The sequence below is a fragment of the Phenylobacterium sp. genome (genome assembly GCF_041919955.1).
Taxonomy (GTDB): Bacteria; Pseudomonadota; Alphaproteobacteria; order Caulobacterales; family Caulobacteraceae; genus Phenylobacterium.
Window position 1 is genome coordinate 105,739 of record NZ_JAYRSU010000009.1, and the last position, 17,537, is coordinate 123,275.

The window sequence follows — 17,537 nt, forward strand, 5'->3', positions numbered from 1 at the left end:
CCCCGCGCACGGAGCGTTCCTGTATGACGGGCCTGCCCGACGACAAGATCGAGATTGTCCGCACCTTGGTGGCCGGCGCGCCGGACAAGGTAGTGAGCGGTCTTCGCAGCGCCCTGGTCGCCGCGGACGGCGACACGGCGCTGGCCGGCGTGCGCCGGGTGGTCGAGGCGGAGGTCGCCGACCGCAACCTGCGCAACAAGGTCCTGGAACCGGTGGCGCCGCTGTTCGTCGGCGACGGGCGCGACCGCGAGCGGCTCTGCTTTCCGGCCGCGGCCCTGCCGCTTTTGTGGCGCGGCCTGCGCGTGCTCGCGCCCCAGGACGTCGCGCATGCAGCGGTGGTCTACGCCGACTACGAGCCAGGCGTGTCGTCAGCGGAGCCTTTCGATCGTCTGGTCCAGCGCCTGGCCGACGAGATCGAGATCGGCGATCAGCGCGACGTCATGGCCGCGCTGGGACTGATAGAGGCGGCGCGGCCGGACGGCCGCGAGGTGCTGCTGTCGTGCCTCTCGATGGCGGCGGTGGTCCGGCGCGCGACCCTGAAGCTGCCCGAGTGGATCAGTCGCACCACCCAGGAGCGGGCGGCGGCGGCCCGGGTAGCCTATCGCGACGCCTGCCGCGCCGGCGAGGATGCTGGACCGCGCTTCTTCGAGATGCTGAGCGGCCAGCTGGCCGAGCGCTGGACGATCCTGCGCATCGTCTCGGCGGTCATGGACCATCCTGCCGAGAGCTATTTGTCCGGCTCGGAGTTGGCGATGTTCGCCACTCGACTAATGGACGCGGTGGACGTCAACCTGCGGGCGGTGGCGACCTTCGACCTCAACGGCGGGCCGAAGGCGGGCATGGACGCAGCGGCGACCGTCGAGACCCTGACCCACCAGATCAGCGAACTGGAAGGGGCGATCGATCTGGCGCGCGAAGGCGGCTGGGGCGGGCGAATCCAGAAACAGAAGCAGTCTCTGGCCAACGTCGTCGAAGGGCGGCTGCGAGAACTGGCGAAGATTCAGAATGCGGCGCTGCCCAGCCACAAGGTGCGGGTGGCCCGCGCCATGGTCACCGAACCGCGGCTGACCCTCGAGCCCGATGCGCGTCAGGTCGAGCGTTGCCGCAGCCTGCTGAACTTCTGCGAGGGCATCCGCGCCAGCGCCAACTACGGCGGCTTCGCCTCGACCCGCGCCAAGGTGATGGAGGCGGCAGGCGAGACTCTCGACCAGTATGTCGAGGACGTGCTGTCGCTGGTCCGCGACGGCGAGGTTCCGGACCGCGAAATCGCCGCGCGCTTCCTGCAGATCGCCGCCGACTTCGCCGGGCTTATCTACGAGCCGCGGGCGAGCGAGATCGTACGCCGGCGCGCCGCAACGGCGTTCGGCGCCAACAAGGCGCCGCGCGCGGCTTGGGAAGATCCCGCCAAGCCGCTCTAGATTTGCGCCATGCGCGGATCGGGCATGTAGAACTGGACCGTGGTTTCGGCTAAACGCGCGCCATGATCGCGTTCTGGGTGGTTGCGGGGGTGCTGTCGGCGCTCTGCGCCGGTCTCATCCTGTGGAGTTCGGCCCGGGCCGCCGCAGCCGGCGACGCCGATCCGACGGCGAGTCTCTATCGCCGCCAGCTGCGCGAGATCGACGACCTTGCCGATCGCGGCCTGATCCCCGAGAGCGAGCGCGCCGTCACCCATGCCGAGGCCGCCCGCCGCCTGCTGTCGGCGTCAGGCGCCGCCGTACAGGCCTGGACCGCCGATCCGGCGCGCCGCCGCTGGTCGCTGATCGCCGCGGGCCTGACCCCGCTGCTCGCCCTCGGCCTCTACTTCGCGGTCGGTTCGCCGGGCATGCACGATGCGCCGTTCAAGGCCCGGGTCGCCGGCTGGCGCGCCGCCGATCCGGAACACCTGACTGCGCCGGAAATGGCCGTGGTCCTGCAGTCGCTGATCAAGGAGCGCGGCGGCGATCCGGAGGCCTACGGCTATCTGGCGCAGGCGCAGATGGCGTCCGACAATCCGGATGGCGCCATGCGCGCCCTGCGCCGGGCCATCGAACTCGCGCCCGAGCGCGCCGACCTCTGGGAAGCGCTGGGCGAGGTGCAACTCGCCCAGGCGAACGGCGAGGTCACGCCTCAGGCCCGCAAGGCCTTCGAGGAAGCAGTCAAGCTCGACCCGAAGGCGGTCAGCGCCCGGTTCCACTTGGCGCGCGCGCAGGTCGAGGGCGGCCAGCGCGAGGCTGGCCTCGCCGCTTGGCGCGCCTTGGCCGCTGAATTGCCGGCCGGCGATCGCCGGCGCCTGGCGGTTGAGCGGGCGATCGCGACGGCGCAGTCGCAACCGGCGCAACTGGCCGAGCCCCAACTCGGCGAGGGCCAGCTGGCCGCCGTACGAGGCATGGTCGCCACCCTGGCGGCGCGCCTGGAAGCCGCGCCTGACGATCCCGAGGGTTGGGTGAGGCTGGTGCGGTCATACGCAGTCCTGGGCGATGGCGCGAAACGGGACGAGGCTTTGACAAAAGCCAAGGCGCGCTACGCCGATCAACCCGATGTGCTGAAGGCTTTGGACCTGGCGGCGAAGACGGAGCCGATGCGATGAGCGGCTGGTTGCCGAAATCCCCGAAGGCGCGCCGCCGCCTCTACCTGATCGCCGCAATCGCACCGGTGCTCGCGCTCGCCGTCGGCCTTACGCTCTGGGGGCTCTCGGACTCGATCTCGTTCTTCTACACCCCCTCCCAGGCGGTCGAGGCCAAGCCTCCGGCCGGCCGTTCGATCCAGCTCGGCGGGCTGGTTCAGCCGGGCAGCGTCAACAAGCATGCCGACGGCCGCGTCGACTTCGTTGTCGCCGACCAGAAGGCGACGATGAAGGTGCACTATTCCGGCGACCTGCCGGACCTGTTCCGCGAGGGGCAAGGGATCGTCGCCACGGGCGCCCTGCGAGACGACGGCGAGTTCCAGGCCAAGCAGGTGCTGGCCAAGCACGACGAGCGCTATATGCCGCGCGAAGTGTCCAAGGCGCTGAAGGAACAGGGCGAATGGCGCGGCGAAGGCGCTCCTGCGCCCAGCTACCAGACCGGCGCGGCCAATCCATGATCGTCGAGATTGGGGCGTATTCCCTGGCGCTGGCCCTGGCGCTGTCCCTGGCGCAGGCGCTGCTTTCGGGCCTGGGCCGCCTGCGCCGCTCGACCGTGCTGGCAGGGGCCGGGCAGGGGGCGGCGCTGGGCGCGTTCGTCGCGCTGCTCGTCGCCTTCGCGGCGCTAATGTACGCCTTCGTGACGTCCGACTTCTCGGTCGCCAACGTCGCGGCTAATTCCCACACCGAAAAGCCGCTCCTTTACCGCGTGGCCGGAACCTGGGGCAGTCACGAGGGCTCGATGCTGCTCTGGTGCCTGGCCCTGACCGGCTGCGGCGCGGCGGTGGCCGCCTTCGGCCGTGACCTGCCGGCCGGGCTGAAGGCCTTGACCGTGGCGGTCCAGGGGCTGCTGGGCGTAGTCTTCCTGGCCTACACCGTCTTCGCCTCGAACCCTTTCGTGCGGCTGGTGCAGCCGCCGATCGAGGGCCGCTCGCTGAACCCGCTGCTGCAGGACCCGGCGCTCGCCTTCCACCCGCCGGCCCTTTATCTCGGCTATGTCGGGATGTCGGTGGTGTTCTCGTTTGCCGTCGCGGCCCTGATCGAGGGGCGGGTCGACGCGGCGTGGGCGCGCTGGGTGAGGCCCTGGACGCTGGCGGCCTGGGCGGCCCTGACGGTGGGCATCACCCTCGGCTCGTTCTGGGCCTATTACGAACTCGGCTGGGGCGGCTGGTGGTTCTGGGACCCGGTCGAGAACGCCAGCTTCATGCCTTGGCTGATCGCCGCGGCGCTGCTGCATTCGGCGATCGTGACCGAGAAACGCGGCGCGCTGGCGGGTTGGACCGTGTTCCTGGCCTTGGCCGCCTTCACCTTCTCGATGCTGGGCGCCTTCCTGGTGCGTTCGGGCGTACTGACCTCGGTCCACGCCTTCGCCGTCGATCCCACGCGTGGCGTACTGTTGCTGGCCATCCTCGGCGTGACCGCGGGCGCAGGCTTTGCGCTGTTCGCCTGGCGCGCGCCGGCCCTGAAACGGGGCGGGGTGTTCGCGCCGGTCAGCCGCGAGAGCGCCTTGGTGCTGAACAACATCCTGCTCGCGGCAGCCACCGCGACGGTATTGCTGGGCACGCTCTATCCGCTGATGCGGGAGGCCGCCAGCGGCGAGGCGATCTCTGTCGGTCCGCCTTTCTTCAACCTGACCTTCACGCCGCTGATGGCGGCCCTGGCGATCCTGCTGCCGGCCGGGCCGCTGCTGGCGTGGAAGCGCGCCGACCTGCCGGGCGTCGTCCAGCGGCTGTGGTGGGCGGCGCTGATCGCCATCGGCTGCGGCCTGCTGGCCTTCGCCCTGATCAGTCCGCGCAAAGCGTTCTCGGCGGCCGGCGTGGCCATGGGCGCCTGGCTGGTGATCGGCGCGCTGGTCGAGCTGGCCGAACGCACGCGCGCCTTCCGCACCTCGCTGGGGGAAACCTGGCGGCGGCTCGCCGGCCTGCCACGCGGCGCCTGGGGAATGACCCTGGCTCACCTCGGTCTGGGCGTCTTCGTGCTGGGCGCCTGCTTCGAGACCGGCTGGAAACTGGAGGCGGCCGAGACCCTGCCGGTCGGCGGGCGGCTGTCGCTGGGCGAGTATAACTTGGTGCTGGACGAGATCCGTGGCGTCGAAGGCCCGAATTACGAGGCCGAGCGCGGCCAGCTGCGCGCCTTCAAAGGCGAGCGCCAGATCTGCGCCCCGGCGCCCGAGCGGCGTTTCTACCCAGCCGGCGGCCAGACCACGTCCGAAGTGGCGATCTGCACCCTCGGCCTGGACCATCTCTACGTCGTGCTGGGCGAGCGCCGCGAGGCGAACGGCCAGCCGGTCTGGCTGGTCCGCGCCTACTGGAATCCCTGGGCGCTGCTGATTTTCATCGGGCCGGGGATCATGGCCCTGGGCGGGGTGGTCTCGCTCAGCGACCGGCGCCTGAGACTGGCGGCGGGGCGCAAGGCGGAGGCGAGCGCGTGAAGCGCGTCCTGGCGATCCTCGCGGCGGTCTTCTGCATCGCTGCGGCCTCCGATCCGGCCGAGCGGCTGCCCGACCCGGCCCAGGAGGCTCGCGCTCGCGGCCTGTTCCGCGAGGTGCGCTGCCTGGTCTGCCAGAACGAGTCGATCGACGATTCGAACGCCGAGCTGGCCGCCGACCTGCGCCGTCTGGTGCGCGACGAGATCAAGTCGGGCAAGACCGACGAGCAGGTTCGCGCTCACCTGACCGACCGCTACGGCGAATTCGTGCTGCTGAAGCCGGCCTTTTCCTGGGGCAACGCCGCCTTGTGGGGCGCGCCGGCGCTGGTCGTGCTTATCGGGTTTTTCCTGCTGGCCGCGAACTTCCGCAACCGAGCGGCGGAGGAGGCGTTGACGCCCGACGAAGAGGCGCAGGTCAGGCGCCTGTCCGAGGATTGAGGGGCATGACAAGATTGCGCCAAACAATGAGCGCTAAGAAGTACGCAGCGTGACCTAAACGTAACTTGAGAGACGTTGCGCTATCGGGCATCGCACTTAGGTTGTCGGGAACGTGCCCGTGTTATGTGACCGCGGACGCCCACAGGGAAATTGAAGGCTTATGACCTCGAAGAAGACCGGTTACCTCCTCGGCGCCCTGGCTGGCGTCGGCGTCGCCACGGCGGCCCTGGCGGGCGCCAATCTGAGCGATCAGCCGCGCGCCGAGCAGACCAGCCAGCGCGGCCTGCTGATGAAGACATCGATGTCGCCGATCTTCGCGCCGCCGCCGGGCGCGCCGCTGTCCTTCGCGGACATCTTCGAGAAGGTTTCGCCGGCGGTCGTCTCGATCAACGTCACCTCGGACGTCGATCCCTCGGCCCTGCGCCGCGTACCGGGCTTCGAGAACTTCCCGTTCGATATCGTGCCGCGCGGCCAGCCGCCTGGCGGCGGTGACGACAACGACGACCAGGGCGGCCAAGGCGGCCAGGGCGGGCAGGGCGCGCCGCAGGGGCGCCAGCCGCGCCTGCCCAGCCAGCAATCTTCGGGCTCCGGCTTCTTCATCTCGGCCGACGGCTACATCGTCACCAACAACCACGTCGTCGAGAACGCCAAGGAGATCAAGGTCGTGCTCAAGGACGAGCGCGAGCTTGACGCGGTCGTGGTCGGACGAGACGAAGGCACAGACTTGGCCGTGCTGAAGGTCAAGGGCTCGGGCTTCCCGTATGTGAACTTCGAGAACGCCGGCAAGCCGCGCGTCGGCGACTGGGTGATCACAGTCGGCAACCCGTTCGGCCTGGGCGGCACGGCGACCGCCGGCATCATTTCGGCCTATGGCCGCGACATCGGCGAGACCTTCGTCGACTACATCCAGATCGACGCGCCCATCAACCGGGGCAACTCGGGCGGACCGACCTTTGACGTCTACGGCCGGGTGATCGGCGTCAACACCGCGATCTTCTCGCCGTCCGGCGGCTCGGTGGGCATCGGCTTCGCCATTCCGGCTGACGTGGCCGACTCCATCACCAAGCAGCTGATCTCGGGCGGCAAGGTGACCCGCGGCTACATCGGCGCCTCGATCCAGAACTTTACCGCCGAGATGGCCGAGTCGCAGGGCCTCGGCTCCCAGCGCGGCGCCATCGTCGCCAACGTCACGCCGGGCGGTCCGTCGGACAAGGCCGGCCTGCAGTCGGGCGATATCGTGGTTGCGGTCAACGGCGTGAACGTGAAGACCTCGTCCGAGCTCACCCGCGAAGTCGCGAAAGCCAAGGCCGGCGACGCGCTTCGGCTGGAGGTGCTGCGCGCCGGCAAGCGCCGCATGGTCGAGGTGCGCTCAGGCGTGCGTCCCACCGAAAAGGAACTGGCGGCCAACGACAACACCCAGGGTGGCCAGAGTCGCGGCGGCGGCGAGACCCCTGGCGCCCAGGCCCAGCGTCCGGTCGTGCTCGGTCTGGCGCTCGCGCCGCTCGACGAGGCGGCGCGTCGCCGCCTGAACCTGGATGCGGGCCTGCGCGGCGTACTGATCGCCAGCGTGGACCAATCCTCGGATGCAGCGCTGCGCGGCCTGCGCCGCGACGATGTCCTGGTCCAGGCCAATGGCGAGCCGGTGGCCACTGCGGCGGACTTCTCCGCGGCGGTGACCGCGGCCAAGAAGGCCGGTCGCCAGAGCATCCTCGTCGGCATCCATCGCGGCGGCCGCACGTCGTTCCTGCCGCTGAAGATTTCCGGCTAGGCTGCGTCGGACAGAGGGCGTGGCGGCCGAAGTGGACACCTGGTCCGCCGGTCGTCACGCTCCGACTTTTAGGGGGCCTGAGTCGCGATGCGCATTCTGATTGTCGAAGACGACCTCGAGGCTGCCGAGGTCATGGACCGCGGGCTTACCGAGGCGGGGCACGACTGCGTACGCGCCGCCGATGGCGAGGAGGGCCTTTCCGCCGCCCAGGCCGGCGAGTTCGAAGTGATGATCGTCGACCGGATGATGCCGCGGATGGACGGTGTCTCCATGGTCCAGGCCCTGCGCCGCGACGGCGATCAGACGCCGGTGCTGTTCCTGTCGGCCCTGGGCGAGATCAACGACCGGGTCGAAGGCCTCAAGGCCGGTGGCGACGATTATCTGGTCAAGCCCTACGCGTTCGCCGAACTGATCGCGCGCGTCGAGGCGCTGAGCCGCCGTCGCGAGACCGGCTCGGTCCAGACCCTGCTGCGCGTCGGCGAGCTGGAAATGGACCTGATCGGCCGCACGGTTCACCGCCAGGGCAAGGAGATCGACCTCCAGCCCCGCGAGTTCCAGCTGCTCGAGTTCATGATGCGCCACGCCGGCCAGTCGGTGACCCGCACCATGCTGCTGGAGAAGGTGTGGGAATACCACTTCGACCCGCAGACCAACGTCATCGACGTGCACATCTCGCGTCTGCGTTCGAAGATCGACAAGGGCTTCGATCGGCCAATGCTGCAGACGGTGCGCGGCGCGGGCTATCGTCTCGACCCGTAGGATCGGGCGCACGCCATGCGCTTGCCGCGGCTTTTCCGCACCACGCCGTTCCGGCTGACGCTGCTGTTCCTGGCGCTGTTCGCCGCGGCGGCGAGCGCCTTCCTGGCCTATATTTACCTGGCGACCGCGGGCGAGGCGCAGCGACGCACCGATCAGAACATCATCCGCGAGATGCGTTCGCTGGTGGCCGCCTATGACCGGGCTGGTGTCGATGCGGTCAACCAATCGCTGATCGAGCGTGCGGCCAGCGAACGGCCGTTCCTCTATCTGCTGATGAAGCCCGACGGTACGCGGATCTCCGGCTCCATCGCCGAGTCGCCGATCGACAGCACACCGGGGGCGCCCTCCCGAGCCAGTTTTTCCGTCACCGACTACGACAGCGAAGGACGGCTGGTGAAGCATCCAGCGCGCGGGGTGCAGGAGCACCTGAGCGGCGGCGAGATCCTGTTCGTCGGCGCCGACATCAGCGAGGATCAGGCCTATGTCGTGAAGATCGTCCGGGCCCTCTGGGGCGCTGGGGCGCTGGTCATCGTGCTGGGTCTGGCCGGCGGGGTGCTGGTCAGCCGCAACGTCTCGCGCAGCATGGGCGCGCTGAACGACGTGGTGGCGTCGGTGCGGAACGGCGACTTCGACGCTCGTGCGAGCGTGCGCGGCGCGCGCGATGAGTTCGACGAGCTGTCGGAGGGCATCAACGACATGCTCGACCGCCTTCAGCGCTCGATGGCCGGACACCGCCACGCCGGCGACGCCATCGCCCACGATCTGCGCTCGCCGCTGACCCGGCTGCGGGCGCGGCTGGAGACCGCCTATCTCGACGTCGAGGCCGGCAAAGGCGACGCCCAGGAGGCCCTGGCGCAGGCCCTGGACGACACAGACGGGGTGTTGAAGACCTTCTCTGCGGTACTGGCGATCGCCCGTCTGCAGGCGGCGGGGCAGGCCCCCGACCAGAATCTGTTCGATCCAGCCGAGCTGGCCGCCGACCTTGCCGAGCTCTACGAGCCGACCTGCGAGGACAAGGGGCTCGAGTTCGGCTCGGAACTGGCCAAAGGCCTGGAAATCCGCGGCAATCGCGAGTTCCTGGCGCAGGCCTTGGCCAACCTGCTGGACAACGCCATCAAATACACGCCGGCCGGCGGTGCGATCATGTTCCGCGTGCGCCGCCGCTCGTCCGGCGAGGTCGAGTTCTCGATCACCGACACCGGACCGGGCGTGCCCGACGAGGACCGTACGCGCGTGGTCGAGCGCTTCGTACGCCTGGAGAACAGCCGCAGCGAGCCCGGCTCAGGGCTCGGCCTCTCGCTCGTCGCCGCGGTGGCCGAGGCGCACGGCGGGCGGCTGGAGCTCTCCGAAGGCCCGGGCAAGGTCGGCGAGATGGGCCCTGGCCTACGCGTGGCCCTGATCCTGCCGCGGCCGGTCTAGGAGACGATCCAGCGCGAAGCGCCCGGGCCCGTGGGTGGCCAGATAGAGCCCGACGACCACGAGGCAGGCCGAGGCGAACGAGCCACGGACGCCCTGGTGGTGATCGACCATGGCGATGGCCACGATGAAATTGAAGGCGCAGACGAGACCCGCCCAGCGCGTCCCAAGTCCCAGTACGAAGGCCGCCCCGCACAGGAACTGGGCCCAGACCGACAGCCGAGCCATGAAGGCCGGCGCCGGAAAGCCGAACTTGGCGAGGAAGCCGGTGAATTCATCCATGCGCTCGGCGCGGACGATGTTGTCCCACACGCCGTATATCAGGAACGCCCCGAGCGTCAGACGCACGAGCATCAGGGCAAGGTCGGCGCCGCGCGACAGGGGCGCTAGGTTGAGCAATGGATGCATGGCTCTCCTCCCGGTGGCGAAGCTTCACCTCGTCCCTGGAGAAAAGTCCATCGCCCGCTAATGTCACCGGGATGACTCAGCTCAAGGACGCCGCACGGCCGTGCGGCCCGATCGCAGACCCCAAGGCCGCCGAACGGGCGCGCAACGTTCTGGCCGAAGCGGCGGGGCGTGACGGCTGGACGCCGCTGCTGGACGAGACCTGGCCGATATTGGCGCCGGTGTTCGCCGCTTCGCCCTATCTCACCAGTCTGGCGCGGCGCGACCCTTCGCGGCTGCGCGCGCTGCTGGAATCAGACCCGGACGTGCGGTTCGCCGACCTGCTGTCGCGCACGGCGGCGCAGGCCGACGGCGACTGGGAGAGCGCCAAGGCGGGCCTGCGCAAGCTGAAGGCCGAGGCGCATCTGCTGATCGCCCTGGCCGACCTGGGCGGGGTTTGGGACCTGGACGCGGTGACCGGCGCCCTGACTCGCTTCGCCGACGCCGCGCTCGCCTCGGCGCTGCAGGTCGCGGCGCGCGGAGAGCTCGAGGCGGGCCGCCTCACCCGACTAGGCGCGGGCGAGGAGGGGCCCGTGCCGGGGTGGTTCTGCATCGCCATGGGCAAGCACGGCGCCTATGAGCTCAACTATTCCAGCGACATCGACATCTCGGTTTTCTACGAGCCCGACATCCTGCCGCTGACCGAGGGCGTGGAGACGCAGGCCTTCGCCGTCCGGCTGACTCACCGTCTGGCCGAAATGATGCAGGACCGCACGCCCGACGGTTATGTGTTCCGGGTCGACCTGCGTCTGCGCCCCGACCCGTCGTCGACTCCACCCGCGGTGCCGGCGCCGGCCGCCTTCGACTACTACGAGAGCGTCGGCCAGAACTGGGAGCGGGCGGCCTTCATCAAGGCCAGGGCCGCGGCGGGGGACATCGGGCGCGGACGCGCCTTCCTGGCGGAGCTGTCTCCCTTCATCTGGCGCAAGAACCTCGATTTCGCCGCGATCGCCGACATCCATTCGATCAAGCGTCAGATCCATGTGCACAAAGTGGACGAGCGCCTGACCGCCAAGGGCGTGGACCTGAAGCTGGGGCGCGGCGGCATCCGCGAGATCGAATTCTACGCCCAGACCCAGCAGCTGATCCTGGGCGGTCGCCATCCCGAACTGCGCTCTCCGCGTACGATAGACGCCCTGCGGGCCCTGGAGACGGCGGGTCACGTATCGCCCGAGGCCGCCGAAGAGCTGATCGAGGCCTACCGACAGCTGCGCGGCGCCGAGCACCGCGTGCAGATGTTGGCCGACGAGCAGACGCACCGACTCTCCGAATCCGACGGCGAGCGCAAGCGTGTCGCCGCCCTCAGCGGCTACGATCGCGTGCGCAGCTTCGACGCCGCGATCGAGCGGACCCTGAAGACCGTAAACCGCCGCTATGGCGAGCTGTTCCCGGATGAGGAACAGCTATCGTCGCGCTTCGGCAGCTTGATCTTCACCGGGGTCGAGGACGACCCGGAAACGCTGGCGACGTTGTCGCGCATGGGCTTCTCGCATCCGGCGACGATCTCGCAGACGATCCGCAGCTGGCACCATGGCCACATACAGGCGACGCGCACCGAGCGCGGTCGCGAGCTCTTCACCCGGCTTGCGCCGCGGCTGCTCGACGCGGCCCAGGCTTCGGGCGCGCCGGACGCGGCCTTTACGCGGTTCGAGGCGTTCTTTTCCAAGCTCTCGTCGGGCGTGCAGTTGCAGTCCCTTTTCCTCGCCCAGCCGAAGCTGTTCGAACTGACCGTTCAGGTGATGGCCTTCGCCCCGCGCCTGGCCTCGACGCTGGCGCGACGACCCGCGGCCCTCGACGCCATGCTCGACGGCGCCTTCTTCGCCGACATCGACCGCGGCGAGGACCGCGACGTGATGGCCATCGCCGTCCGCCGCGCAGAAGGCTTCGAGGAGATCATGGATGCGGTTCGCCGCGTACACCGCGAGCAGGCGTTCCGGGTCGGCGTGCAGGTGATGAGCGGGGCGGCGAGCGCCGAGGTCGCCGGCCGCGCCTTCGCCGACCTCGCCGATATCTGCATGGAGGTTCTGGCCCCGGCCGCCAAGGCCGAAGCCGAGCGGATCGGCGGCGCTTTCGACGGTCAGGTCGCGGTGATCGCCCTGGGCAAGTGCGGCTCGCGTGAGATGAGCGCAGGTTCCGACCTCGACCTGATGACGCTCTACCGGCCCGCAGAGCCCGGCGCGGTGTCCTCGATCAAGGAATGGAGCGCCGACGTCTTTTACGGCCGCTTCACCCAGCGGCTGATCGCGGCGCTTTCCACGCCCACCGGCGAGGGCGAGCTCTACGAAGTCGACATGCAGCTGAGGCCGTCGGGCACCAAGGGGCCAGTCGCCGTCAGCTTCGCCGCGTTCGAGGATTATTATTCGCGTGAAGCCGAGACCTGGGAGCTGCTGGCCCTGACCCGCGCACGGGTAGTCTGGGCCAGCAGTCCGCAGTTCGCCGAAGACGCCTCGGCCGCCATAGAGGCGGCCCTGCGCCGCCCGCGAGATCGTGCCCGCACCGCCGCCGACGTGCGCGACATGCGCCGTCTTCTGGAGGAGGAACGCCCGCCGAAGGGCGAGTGGGATCTGAAGCTGTCGCCCGGCGGCCTGGTCGACATCGAGTTCGCCGCCCAGTTCCTGCAACTGGCCCATGCCGCGGAGGGCGGGCCGCTGCGGCAGAACACGGCCGAAGCCCTGGCCGCCTTCGAGGGCTTGGCGCCGGCCGAGCCGCTGGCGGCGCTCCGAAAGGCCTGGACGCTGCAACAGAACCTGACCCAGCTGCTGAAGGTCGCCTTGGGAGATCAGAGCGATCCGACCGACGAGCCAAAGGCGTTCCGCGCGCTGCTGGCGCGCGCGGGCGGGGCGCGCGATTTCCGGGCGCTGCGGACGCGGCTGGACGGCGCGCGCAGCAGCGCGCGCGCGGCCTATCTGGCGATCGTCGGCGATTGATCAGCGACGGACTCCGGGCGCCTGGCCCGTTCAAGGGGCGATGGGGCGTTGGAGAGGTCTTCATGACGCAACTGGCTTTGGCTCAACAAGAGCCGGAGTGCAGGTTGCGCTGGACGAGAGGTCGTGGCGAAACTTGAACGATATCGGCAGCTTGCATCCGCAGGCGAGGTGAGGTTTGGGCGATCCGGACGAGGCTCTGCTGACGCGTGTGGGCGAGGGCGATCCCGCGGCCGTTCGCGCGCTCGTCGCTCGCAAGCTGCCGCGGTTGCTGGCGCTGGCCGGACGGATGCTGGGCGACGCCGCCGAGGCCGAGGACGTGGCCCAGGAGACCTTCGTGCGGGCATGGAAACAGGCGCGGTCGTGGAAGCCGGGCCTCGCCCGCTTCGACACCTGGCTGCACCGGGTCGCCCTCAATCTCTGTTACGACCGCCTGCGCCGCCGACGCGAGGTGGTCACGGATGCTCCGCCCGACGTCGCGGACGATGCGCCCGGACCCGATCGCGGCCTTCAGGCGCGGGACGCCGGCTCGCGGGTCGCCAGCGCCATGCAGGCGCTTCCCGAGCGGCAACGGGAGGCGATCGTGCTCTGTCATTATCAGGAGCTTTCCAACATCGAGGCGGCGGCCTTGATGGGCGTCAGCGTCGAGGCTCTGGAAAGTCTGCTTTCGCGCGGGCGGCGCGCGCTGCGCGTCGCGCTCGCCGATATGGTTGGAGATTAGGCTCATGACCCCGGAGAGGTTCGAGGCGTTGGCTGAGGCCTATGGCGGCGACATGGCGCGCTGGCCTAGCGCCGATTGGGACGCAGCGGCGATGTTCGCCGCCCGCGAACGCGATCTGGCGGCGCGGATCTTGGCGGAGGCGGCGCGGCTCGATGCGGCGCTGGACGACTGGGCGCCGCTGCAGGCGTCTCATCGGCTGCGCGAAGCGGTGATCGCAGCTGCGCCCGAGCACCGCCTGCGTCGTGGGTTGGGCGGCTGGCTCTGGCGCGCCGGCGCAGGTGCGGGGCTGGCCGTGGCCTGTGCGGCGGGGCTTGTGGTGGGCGTAATGCTGTCGGAATCGGTGGCGCCGACCCGGGCGGACGAGACGGTCAGCGCGGCGCTCGGCAATTACGACGACCTCTCGGGGCTGGTCAGCGGAGAAGGGGCCTAGGGTGGTGAGCCGCAGAACCTTGTCGATCGCGTTGTTCGCCTCCCTGGCGCTCAACCTGTTCCTCATCGGCGCCGTCGCTGGCGGCTTGGTCGTGGGGCAGAGAGTCCGCGGCGACGACCGCCCGCCCGCTGGCCGCGGTCCGCCGCCGCTGTGGCGTGCGGCGGACGTGCTGCCGCCCGAGCAGGCCCGCGCCTATCGCGAGGCTTTGCGCGACCAGGGCAGGGCCGCGCGCGAGGAGATGCATGCGGTCCGGGCCGCGCGGCTCGCGGCCTGGCGCGCGCTCGGCGACGAGCCGTTCGACGCCAAGGCCGCCAAGGCGCGCTTGGCTGGCATCCGCGCCGAGGAGGCGGCTGCGCGAGGGCGGATCGAAGACGGAGTGGTGGACTTCGCCGATCGACTCTCGCCGGCCGACCGGGCCGCGCTGGCGCGGGGTCTCTCCGCGCATCGTGGCGGCCCGCCCGGAGAGCGGCGCGAGCGTTAGGCGGCGAAGCCGCCGGCGCGCTGCTGCTGCGCCGGTTCGCGGCGCACCGGGATGCTGAAGCTGACGAGGGTGCCCTCCCCGGGCGCGCTCTGCATGTCCAGCAGTCCGCCGTGCATCTCGACCAGCGACTTCGTCAGCGCCAGACCCAGGCCCGTGCCCTGGGTGGTCTTGGAGTGCTGGTTCTCCACCTGCTCGAACGGCTGAGCCAGGCGCGTGAGGTCGTCTTGAGCGATGCCGATGCCGGTGTCCTGGACGCTGACCCGCACATGCTCGCCCAGCGGGTCGCGGCGGCCCTCGGCGATGACCGTGATGCGCCCGCCGCGCGGGGTGAACTTGATGGCGTTGGAGAGCAGGTTCAGCAGCACCTGCTTGACCGCGCGATAGTCGGCTTCGACCTCTGGCAGGTGCGGGAATGCGATCGAGAGCGTCAAGCCGGCCGCCTCGGCGCGGTTGCGGACCAGGCGCACCGCGTCCTCCGTGACCTCCTCGAGCGACAGCGGCTCGAACTTCAGGCTCATCTTGCCGGCCTCGATCTTCGACATGTCCAGAATGTCGTTGATCAGCGCCAGCAGATGCTGGCCGGACGAAAGGATGTCCTGAGCGTAGCCCTTGTAGCGGGGGTCGCCCAGCGAACCGAACATCTCGCCGACCATGATCTCGGAGAAGCCGTTGATGGCGTTCAGCGGCGTGCGCAGTTCGTGGCTCATATTGGCCAGGAACTCGCTCTTGGCCTTATTGGCGCCCTCGGCGCGGACCTTCTCCATCTCGTACTTGCGGGCGAGCTCGGAGAGCTGCTCCTGGCTGCGTTCCAGATTCACGACGGCCTGCTGCAGCTGTTCCTCGTTCTGCCGGCGGGCCTCTTCCTGGGTCTTGATCGCGGTAATATCGGCGGCGGTCATGACTAGGCCGCCCTCTGCGGTGCGGCGCTCGGAGATCTGAATCCAGCGACCGTTGACGAGCTCGGCCTCGCGCACGCCGCGCTTGCCGTCGGCGCTGGGCGTCTCCTGCTGGATGGCGAGCTGGGCGAAGCGGTTGACTTCATCGCGCGTCGCGCCGGGCTTCAGCAGTCGCGGTTCCAGCGAAAAGACGCTGCGGAAGTTCTGGTTGCAGAGCAGCAAGCGCCCGTGGCGGTCCCATAGCACAAAGGCTTCGGAGACGCTCTCGATCGCGTCCCGCAGCCGGCTTTCGGCCGCTTGTGCACGCGCCTGGGCCATGCGCTCCTCGGTGACGTCCAGAGCAACCCCAATGATCCGCGTATAACCTTCGTGGCCCGGTTGGCCGAAGGCCTGGCCGCGCGCGTCGATCCAGATCGGCCGTCCGCCCTGAGGCGCCGGCACACGGAAGGAAACGTCGAAGCCGCCGTATACGGCGGCGGTGGACAAGGCCTGGCGGACGCGTTCGCGATGGTCGGGAGACACTCGCTCCAGGACCTCATGGCCCGAGACGACGCCTCCTCCGCCCCATCCGAAGATCGCGCCGGTGACGTCCGACATGAACATCTGGTCGGTGCTTAGGTCCCATTCCCAGATGCCGCACCGGGCGGCCTCGACGGCCAGGCGGAAGCGATGCTCGGAATCGACGAAAGCCTGCTGGGCGCTTTCGACCTTGCGGCTCTGGCGCAGCAGCAGCAGGCCCAGCGCGAAGGCGGCTGCGAGCGGCGCCGTGAGCCAGACAAGTTGCGTTGCGGTGGTGCTGAGCTCTCGTCCGCTCGATGGGGTCGAGGTGATGGCGATCAGCGCGCCGCCGAGGGCCGGACGTCCGCTGAGGTCCAGGCTGCCGCCGTCCGGCCTTACGCCCTTCGCCAAGCCCTGGCGCGCGAGCTGCGAGGCGGGCGCGCCGAAAGCTTCGGCGACCTGGCCGCTGGCCGGCGCGATCATTCGTCCGTCGGTGGTGGCGATCGCCTGGCCGGCCGATAGAGCAGCGCCGAGGCGGACTGGATCGCCGATCGCCACGATCCGCCGCGGTCCCTTGGCGGTAACAGCGGTGACCGAAGCGGCGATGGTCGACGCCGGGGCGTCAACCGCGCCGATCCAGTACTCTCCGCGGCCGGCCCCGGCGGCGAGATTGCGCCAATCGATCCCGGGCGCCTTGCCGGCGATGGCGACGGCCCCTTTTTCATCGAGGATCGCGACAGCGACGGCCGCGCCGGCGGTCGCGCTCAACCCGGCCTCGGCCGCGTCGAGCGGCTCGGAGCGGCGCTGGAGAATCTCGCGGGAGACCAGCAGCCCGCCTCGCAAGGCCGCGCCTTCGGCGTCCAGGCGGTTGGCCAAGGCTTCGGTCCGGGCCGGGAGGGCGGCGTTCTGCGGAGTCGCCACCTGGGGCTGACTGCCGATCCGGGCCACCGCTACGGCGGTATAGACCGCAAGCAGCAACAGGGTCGCGAGAATGGCGGCCCGTACGAAGGTCTGATTGGCCGCAAGGCGCCGATCGGGCGCCGATGCGCCACGCGGCTGGCCTGGCCGTTTATCGGCCGTGTCCTTGCCACCGCGTTTGGCCAAAGCCCCGCTGCTCCCTTGCGCCCCGATTCACCTTAACGGGGAGTCTACGCAAGCTGACCCGTCGCGTCACCCGCAGTCATGTCGCGTTTCGACGCGGGCTCAGGTCTTCGGTCGTCGGTCCCCACGGCGCTCCGGACCCTTGTAGTTCGGGTCATCCTTGCGCCGCCGATCAGGCCCGAAGTAGTCCGGGCTGCGGACGAACGGGCGGGGTTTGTCGATCACCCAGGCGATGCGCTTCATCAGGTCCGCTGGCGTGACCGGCTTGACGCAGAACTCGTTCACCCCGGCGTCGCGGGCGGCCATCAGCTTCGCGCGGTCCGCATGGCCGGTCAGCAGGATGATGGGGGCGTAGGGCGCCGGGCTCTCCGGTGCGTTGCGGAGCCAGCGGGCGAAAGTCACGCCTTCTTCGCCGCCCAGCATATAGTCGAGGATGACGATGTCGGCAGGGGCGGCGGTCATCTGCTGCTTGGCCGCGGCTACGGTCTGGGCGTCGTGCAGACGGTCGGCGCCAAAGCCGCGCAGCATGGTCTTGACGAGATTCACCGCGTGGGTGTTGTCGTCCACGACCAGGAAGCGCAGCCGTGCGAGCGAGACGGACATCGCGCAATCTCCCAAGCATCCGGCCTGATCGC

Annotated in this window: 15 protein-coding genes; 12 read left to right on the forward strand and 3 right to left on the reverse strand. The window is 69.7% G+C overall.

Annotated elements, in window-relative coordinates:
• Positions 1 to 23: 23 nt before the first annotated feature.
• The 8 genes from ACE3T2_RS10025 to ACE3T2_RS10060 all read left to right on the forward strand — a co-directional run bounded on the left by ACE3T2_RS10025 (position 24) and on the right by ACE3T2_RS10060 (position 9,410).
• Positions 24 to 1,418, forward strand: coding sequence for a hypothetical protein (locus tag ACE3T2_RS10025; RefSeq protein ID WP_374656986.1), 1,395 nt, complete (start codon positions 24 to 26; stop codon positions 1,416 to 1,418).
• 62 nt (positions 1,419 to 1,480) lie between these two features.
• Positions 1,481 to 2,566 carry a c-type cytochrome biogenesis protein CcmI gene (gene ccmI / locus ACE3T2_RS10030; RefSeq protein ID WP_374656987.1) on the forward strand — a complete coding sequence of 362 codons (1,086 nt, stop codon included), beginning with the start codon at positions 1,481 to 1,483 and terminating at the stop codon, positions 2,564 to 2,566.
• The gene (gene ccmE, locus ACE3T2_RS10035) at positions 2,563 to 3,060 is read left to right on the forward strand and encodes a cytochrome c maturation protein CcmE (RefSeq protein WP_374656988.1); all 498 of its coding nucleotides are present in this window, start codon (positions 2,563 to 2,565) and stop codon (positions 3,058 to 3,060) included. Before ccmI ends, ccmE begins: the two co-directional genes overlap by 4 nt.
• The gene (locus ACE3T2_RS10040) at positions 3,057 to 5,030 is read left to right on the forward strand and encodes a heme lyase CcmF/NrfE family subunit (RefSeq protein ID WP_374656989.1); all 1,974 of its coding nucleotides are present in this window, start codon (positions 3,057 to 3,059) and stop codon (positions 5,028 to 5,030) included. Before ccmE ends, ACE3T2_RS10040 begins: the two co-directional genes overlap by 4 nt.
• Positions 5,027 to 5,464 (forward strand): cytochrome c-type biogenesis protein CcmH, encoded by a 438-nt coding sequence (locus ACE3T2_RS10045; protein ID WP_374656990.1) that lies wholly within the window; start codon positions 5,027 to 5,029, stop codon positions 5,462 to 5,464. Before ACE3T2_RS10040 ends, ACE3T2_RS10045 begins: the two co-directional genes overlap by 4 nt.
• Positions 5,465 to 5,624: 160 nt before the next feature.
• A complete protein-coding gene (locus tag ACE3T2_RS10050; protein WP_374656991.1) occupies positions 5,625 to 7,232 on the forward strand; it encodes a Do family serine endopeptidase in 1,608 nt (535 codons plus the stop codon).
• 87 nt (positions 7,233 to 7,319) lie between these two features.
• Complete coding sequence (locus ACE3T2_RS10055) at positions 7,320 to 7,991, forward strand: response regulator transcription factor (RefSeq protein WP_374656992.1); 672 nt, start codon at positions 7,320 to 7,322, stop codon at positions 7,989 to 7,991.
• A gap of 15 nt (positions 7,992 to 8,006) precedes the next feature.
• Positions 8,007 to 9,410, forward strand: coding sequence for an ATP-binding protein (locus ACE3T2_RS10060; protein ID WP_374656993.1), 1,404 nt, complete (start codon positions 8,007 to 8,009; stop codon positions 9,408 to 9,410).
• Here ACE3T2_RS10060 and ACE3T2_RS10065 read toward each other — a convergent pair.
• The gene (locus tag ACE3T2_RS10065; RefSeq protein WP_374656994.1) at positions 9,375 to 9,815 is read right to left on the reverse strand and encodes a DoxX family protein; all 441 of its coding nucleotides are present in this window, start codon (positions 9,813 to 9,815) and stop codon (positions 9,375 to 9,377) included. The genes ACE3T2_RS10060 and ACE3T2_RS10065 overlap by 36 nt on opposite strands.
• Between ACE3T2_RS10065 and ACE3T2_RS10070 the strand changes: the two genes are divergently transcribed.
• The 4 genes from ACE3T2_RS10070 (at position 9,806) to ACE3T2_RS10085 (ending at position 14,407) form a co-directional block, all read left to right on the forward strand.
• A complete protein-coding gene (locus tag ACE3T2_RS10070) occupies positions 9,806 to 12,778 on the forward strand; it encodes a bifunctional [glutamine synthetase] adenylyltransferase/[glutamine synthetase]-adenylyl-L-tyrosine phosphorylase (protein ID WP_374656995.1) in 2,973 nt (990 codons plus the stop codon). The genes ACE3T2_RS10065 and ACE3T2_RS10070 overlap by 10 nt on opposite strands.
• Before the next feature lie 175 nt (positions 12,779 to 12,953).
• Positions 12,954 to 13,496, forward strand: coding sequence for an RNA polymerase sigma factor (locus ACE3T2_RS10075; RefSeq protein WP_374656996.1), 543 nt, complete (start codon positions 12,954 to 12,956; stop codon positions 13,494 to 13,496).
• Between the two features lie 4 nt (positions 13,497 to 13,500).
• Positions 13,501 to 13,926, forward strand: a complete 426-nt coding sequence (locus tag ACE3T2_RS10080) for a hypothetical protein (protein ID WP_374656997.1) — start codon at positions 13,501 to 13,503, stop codon at positions 13,924 to 13,926.
• A 4-nt stretch (positions 13,927 to 13,930) separates the two neighbouring features.
• Positions 13,931 to 14,407: a periplasmic heavy metal sensor gene (locus ACE3T2_RS10085; protein ID WP_374656998.1), complete on the forward strand. Its 477-nt coding sequence runs from the start codon at positions 13,931 to 13,933 to the stop codon at positions 14,405 to 14,407.
• Here ACE3T2_RS10085 and ACE3T2_RS10090 read toward each other — a convergent pair.
• Complete coding sequence (locus ACE3T2_RS10090) at positions 14,404 to 16,905, reverse strand: ATP-binding protein (RefSeq protein ID WP_374656999.1); 2,502 nt, start codon at positions 16,903 to 16,905, stop codon at positions 14,404 to 14,406. The two genes, ACE3T2_RS10085 and ACE3T2_RS10090, sit on opposite strands and share 4 nt — an antisense overlap.
• Positions 16,906 to 17,004: 99 nt before the next feature.
• Positions 17,005 to 17,505, reverse strand: a complete 501-nt coding sequence (locus tag ACE3T2_RS10095; RefSeq protein WP_374657000.1) for a response regulator — start codon at positions 17,503 to 17,505, stop codon at positions 17,005 to 17,007.
• Positions 17,506 to 17,537 lie beyond the last annotated feature (32 nt).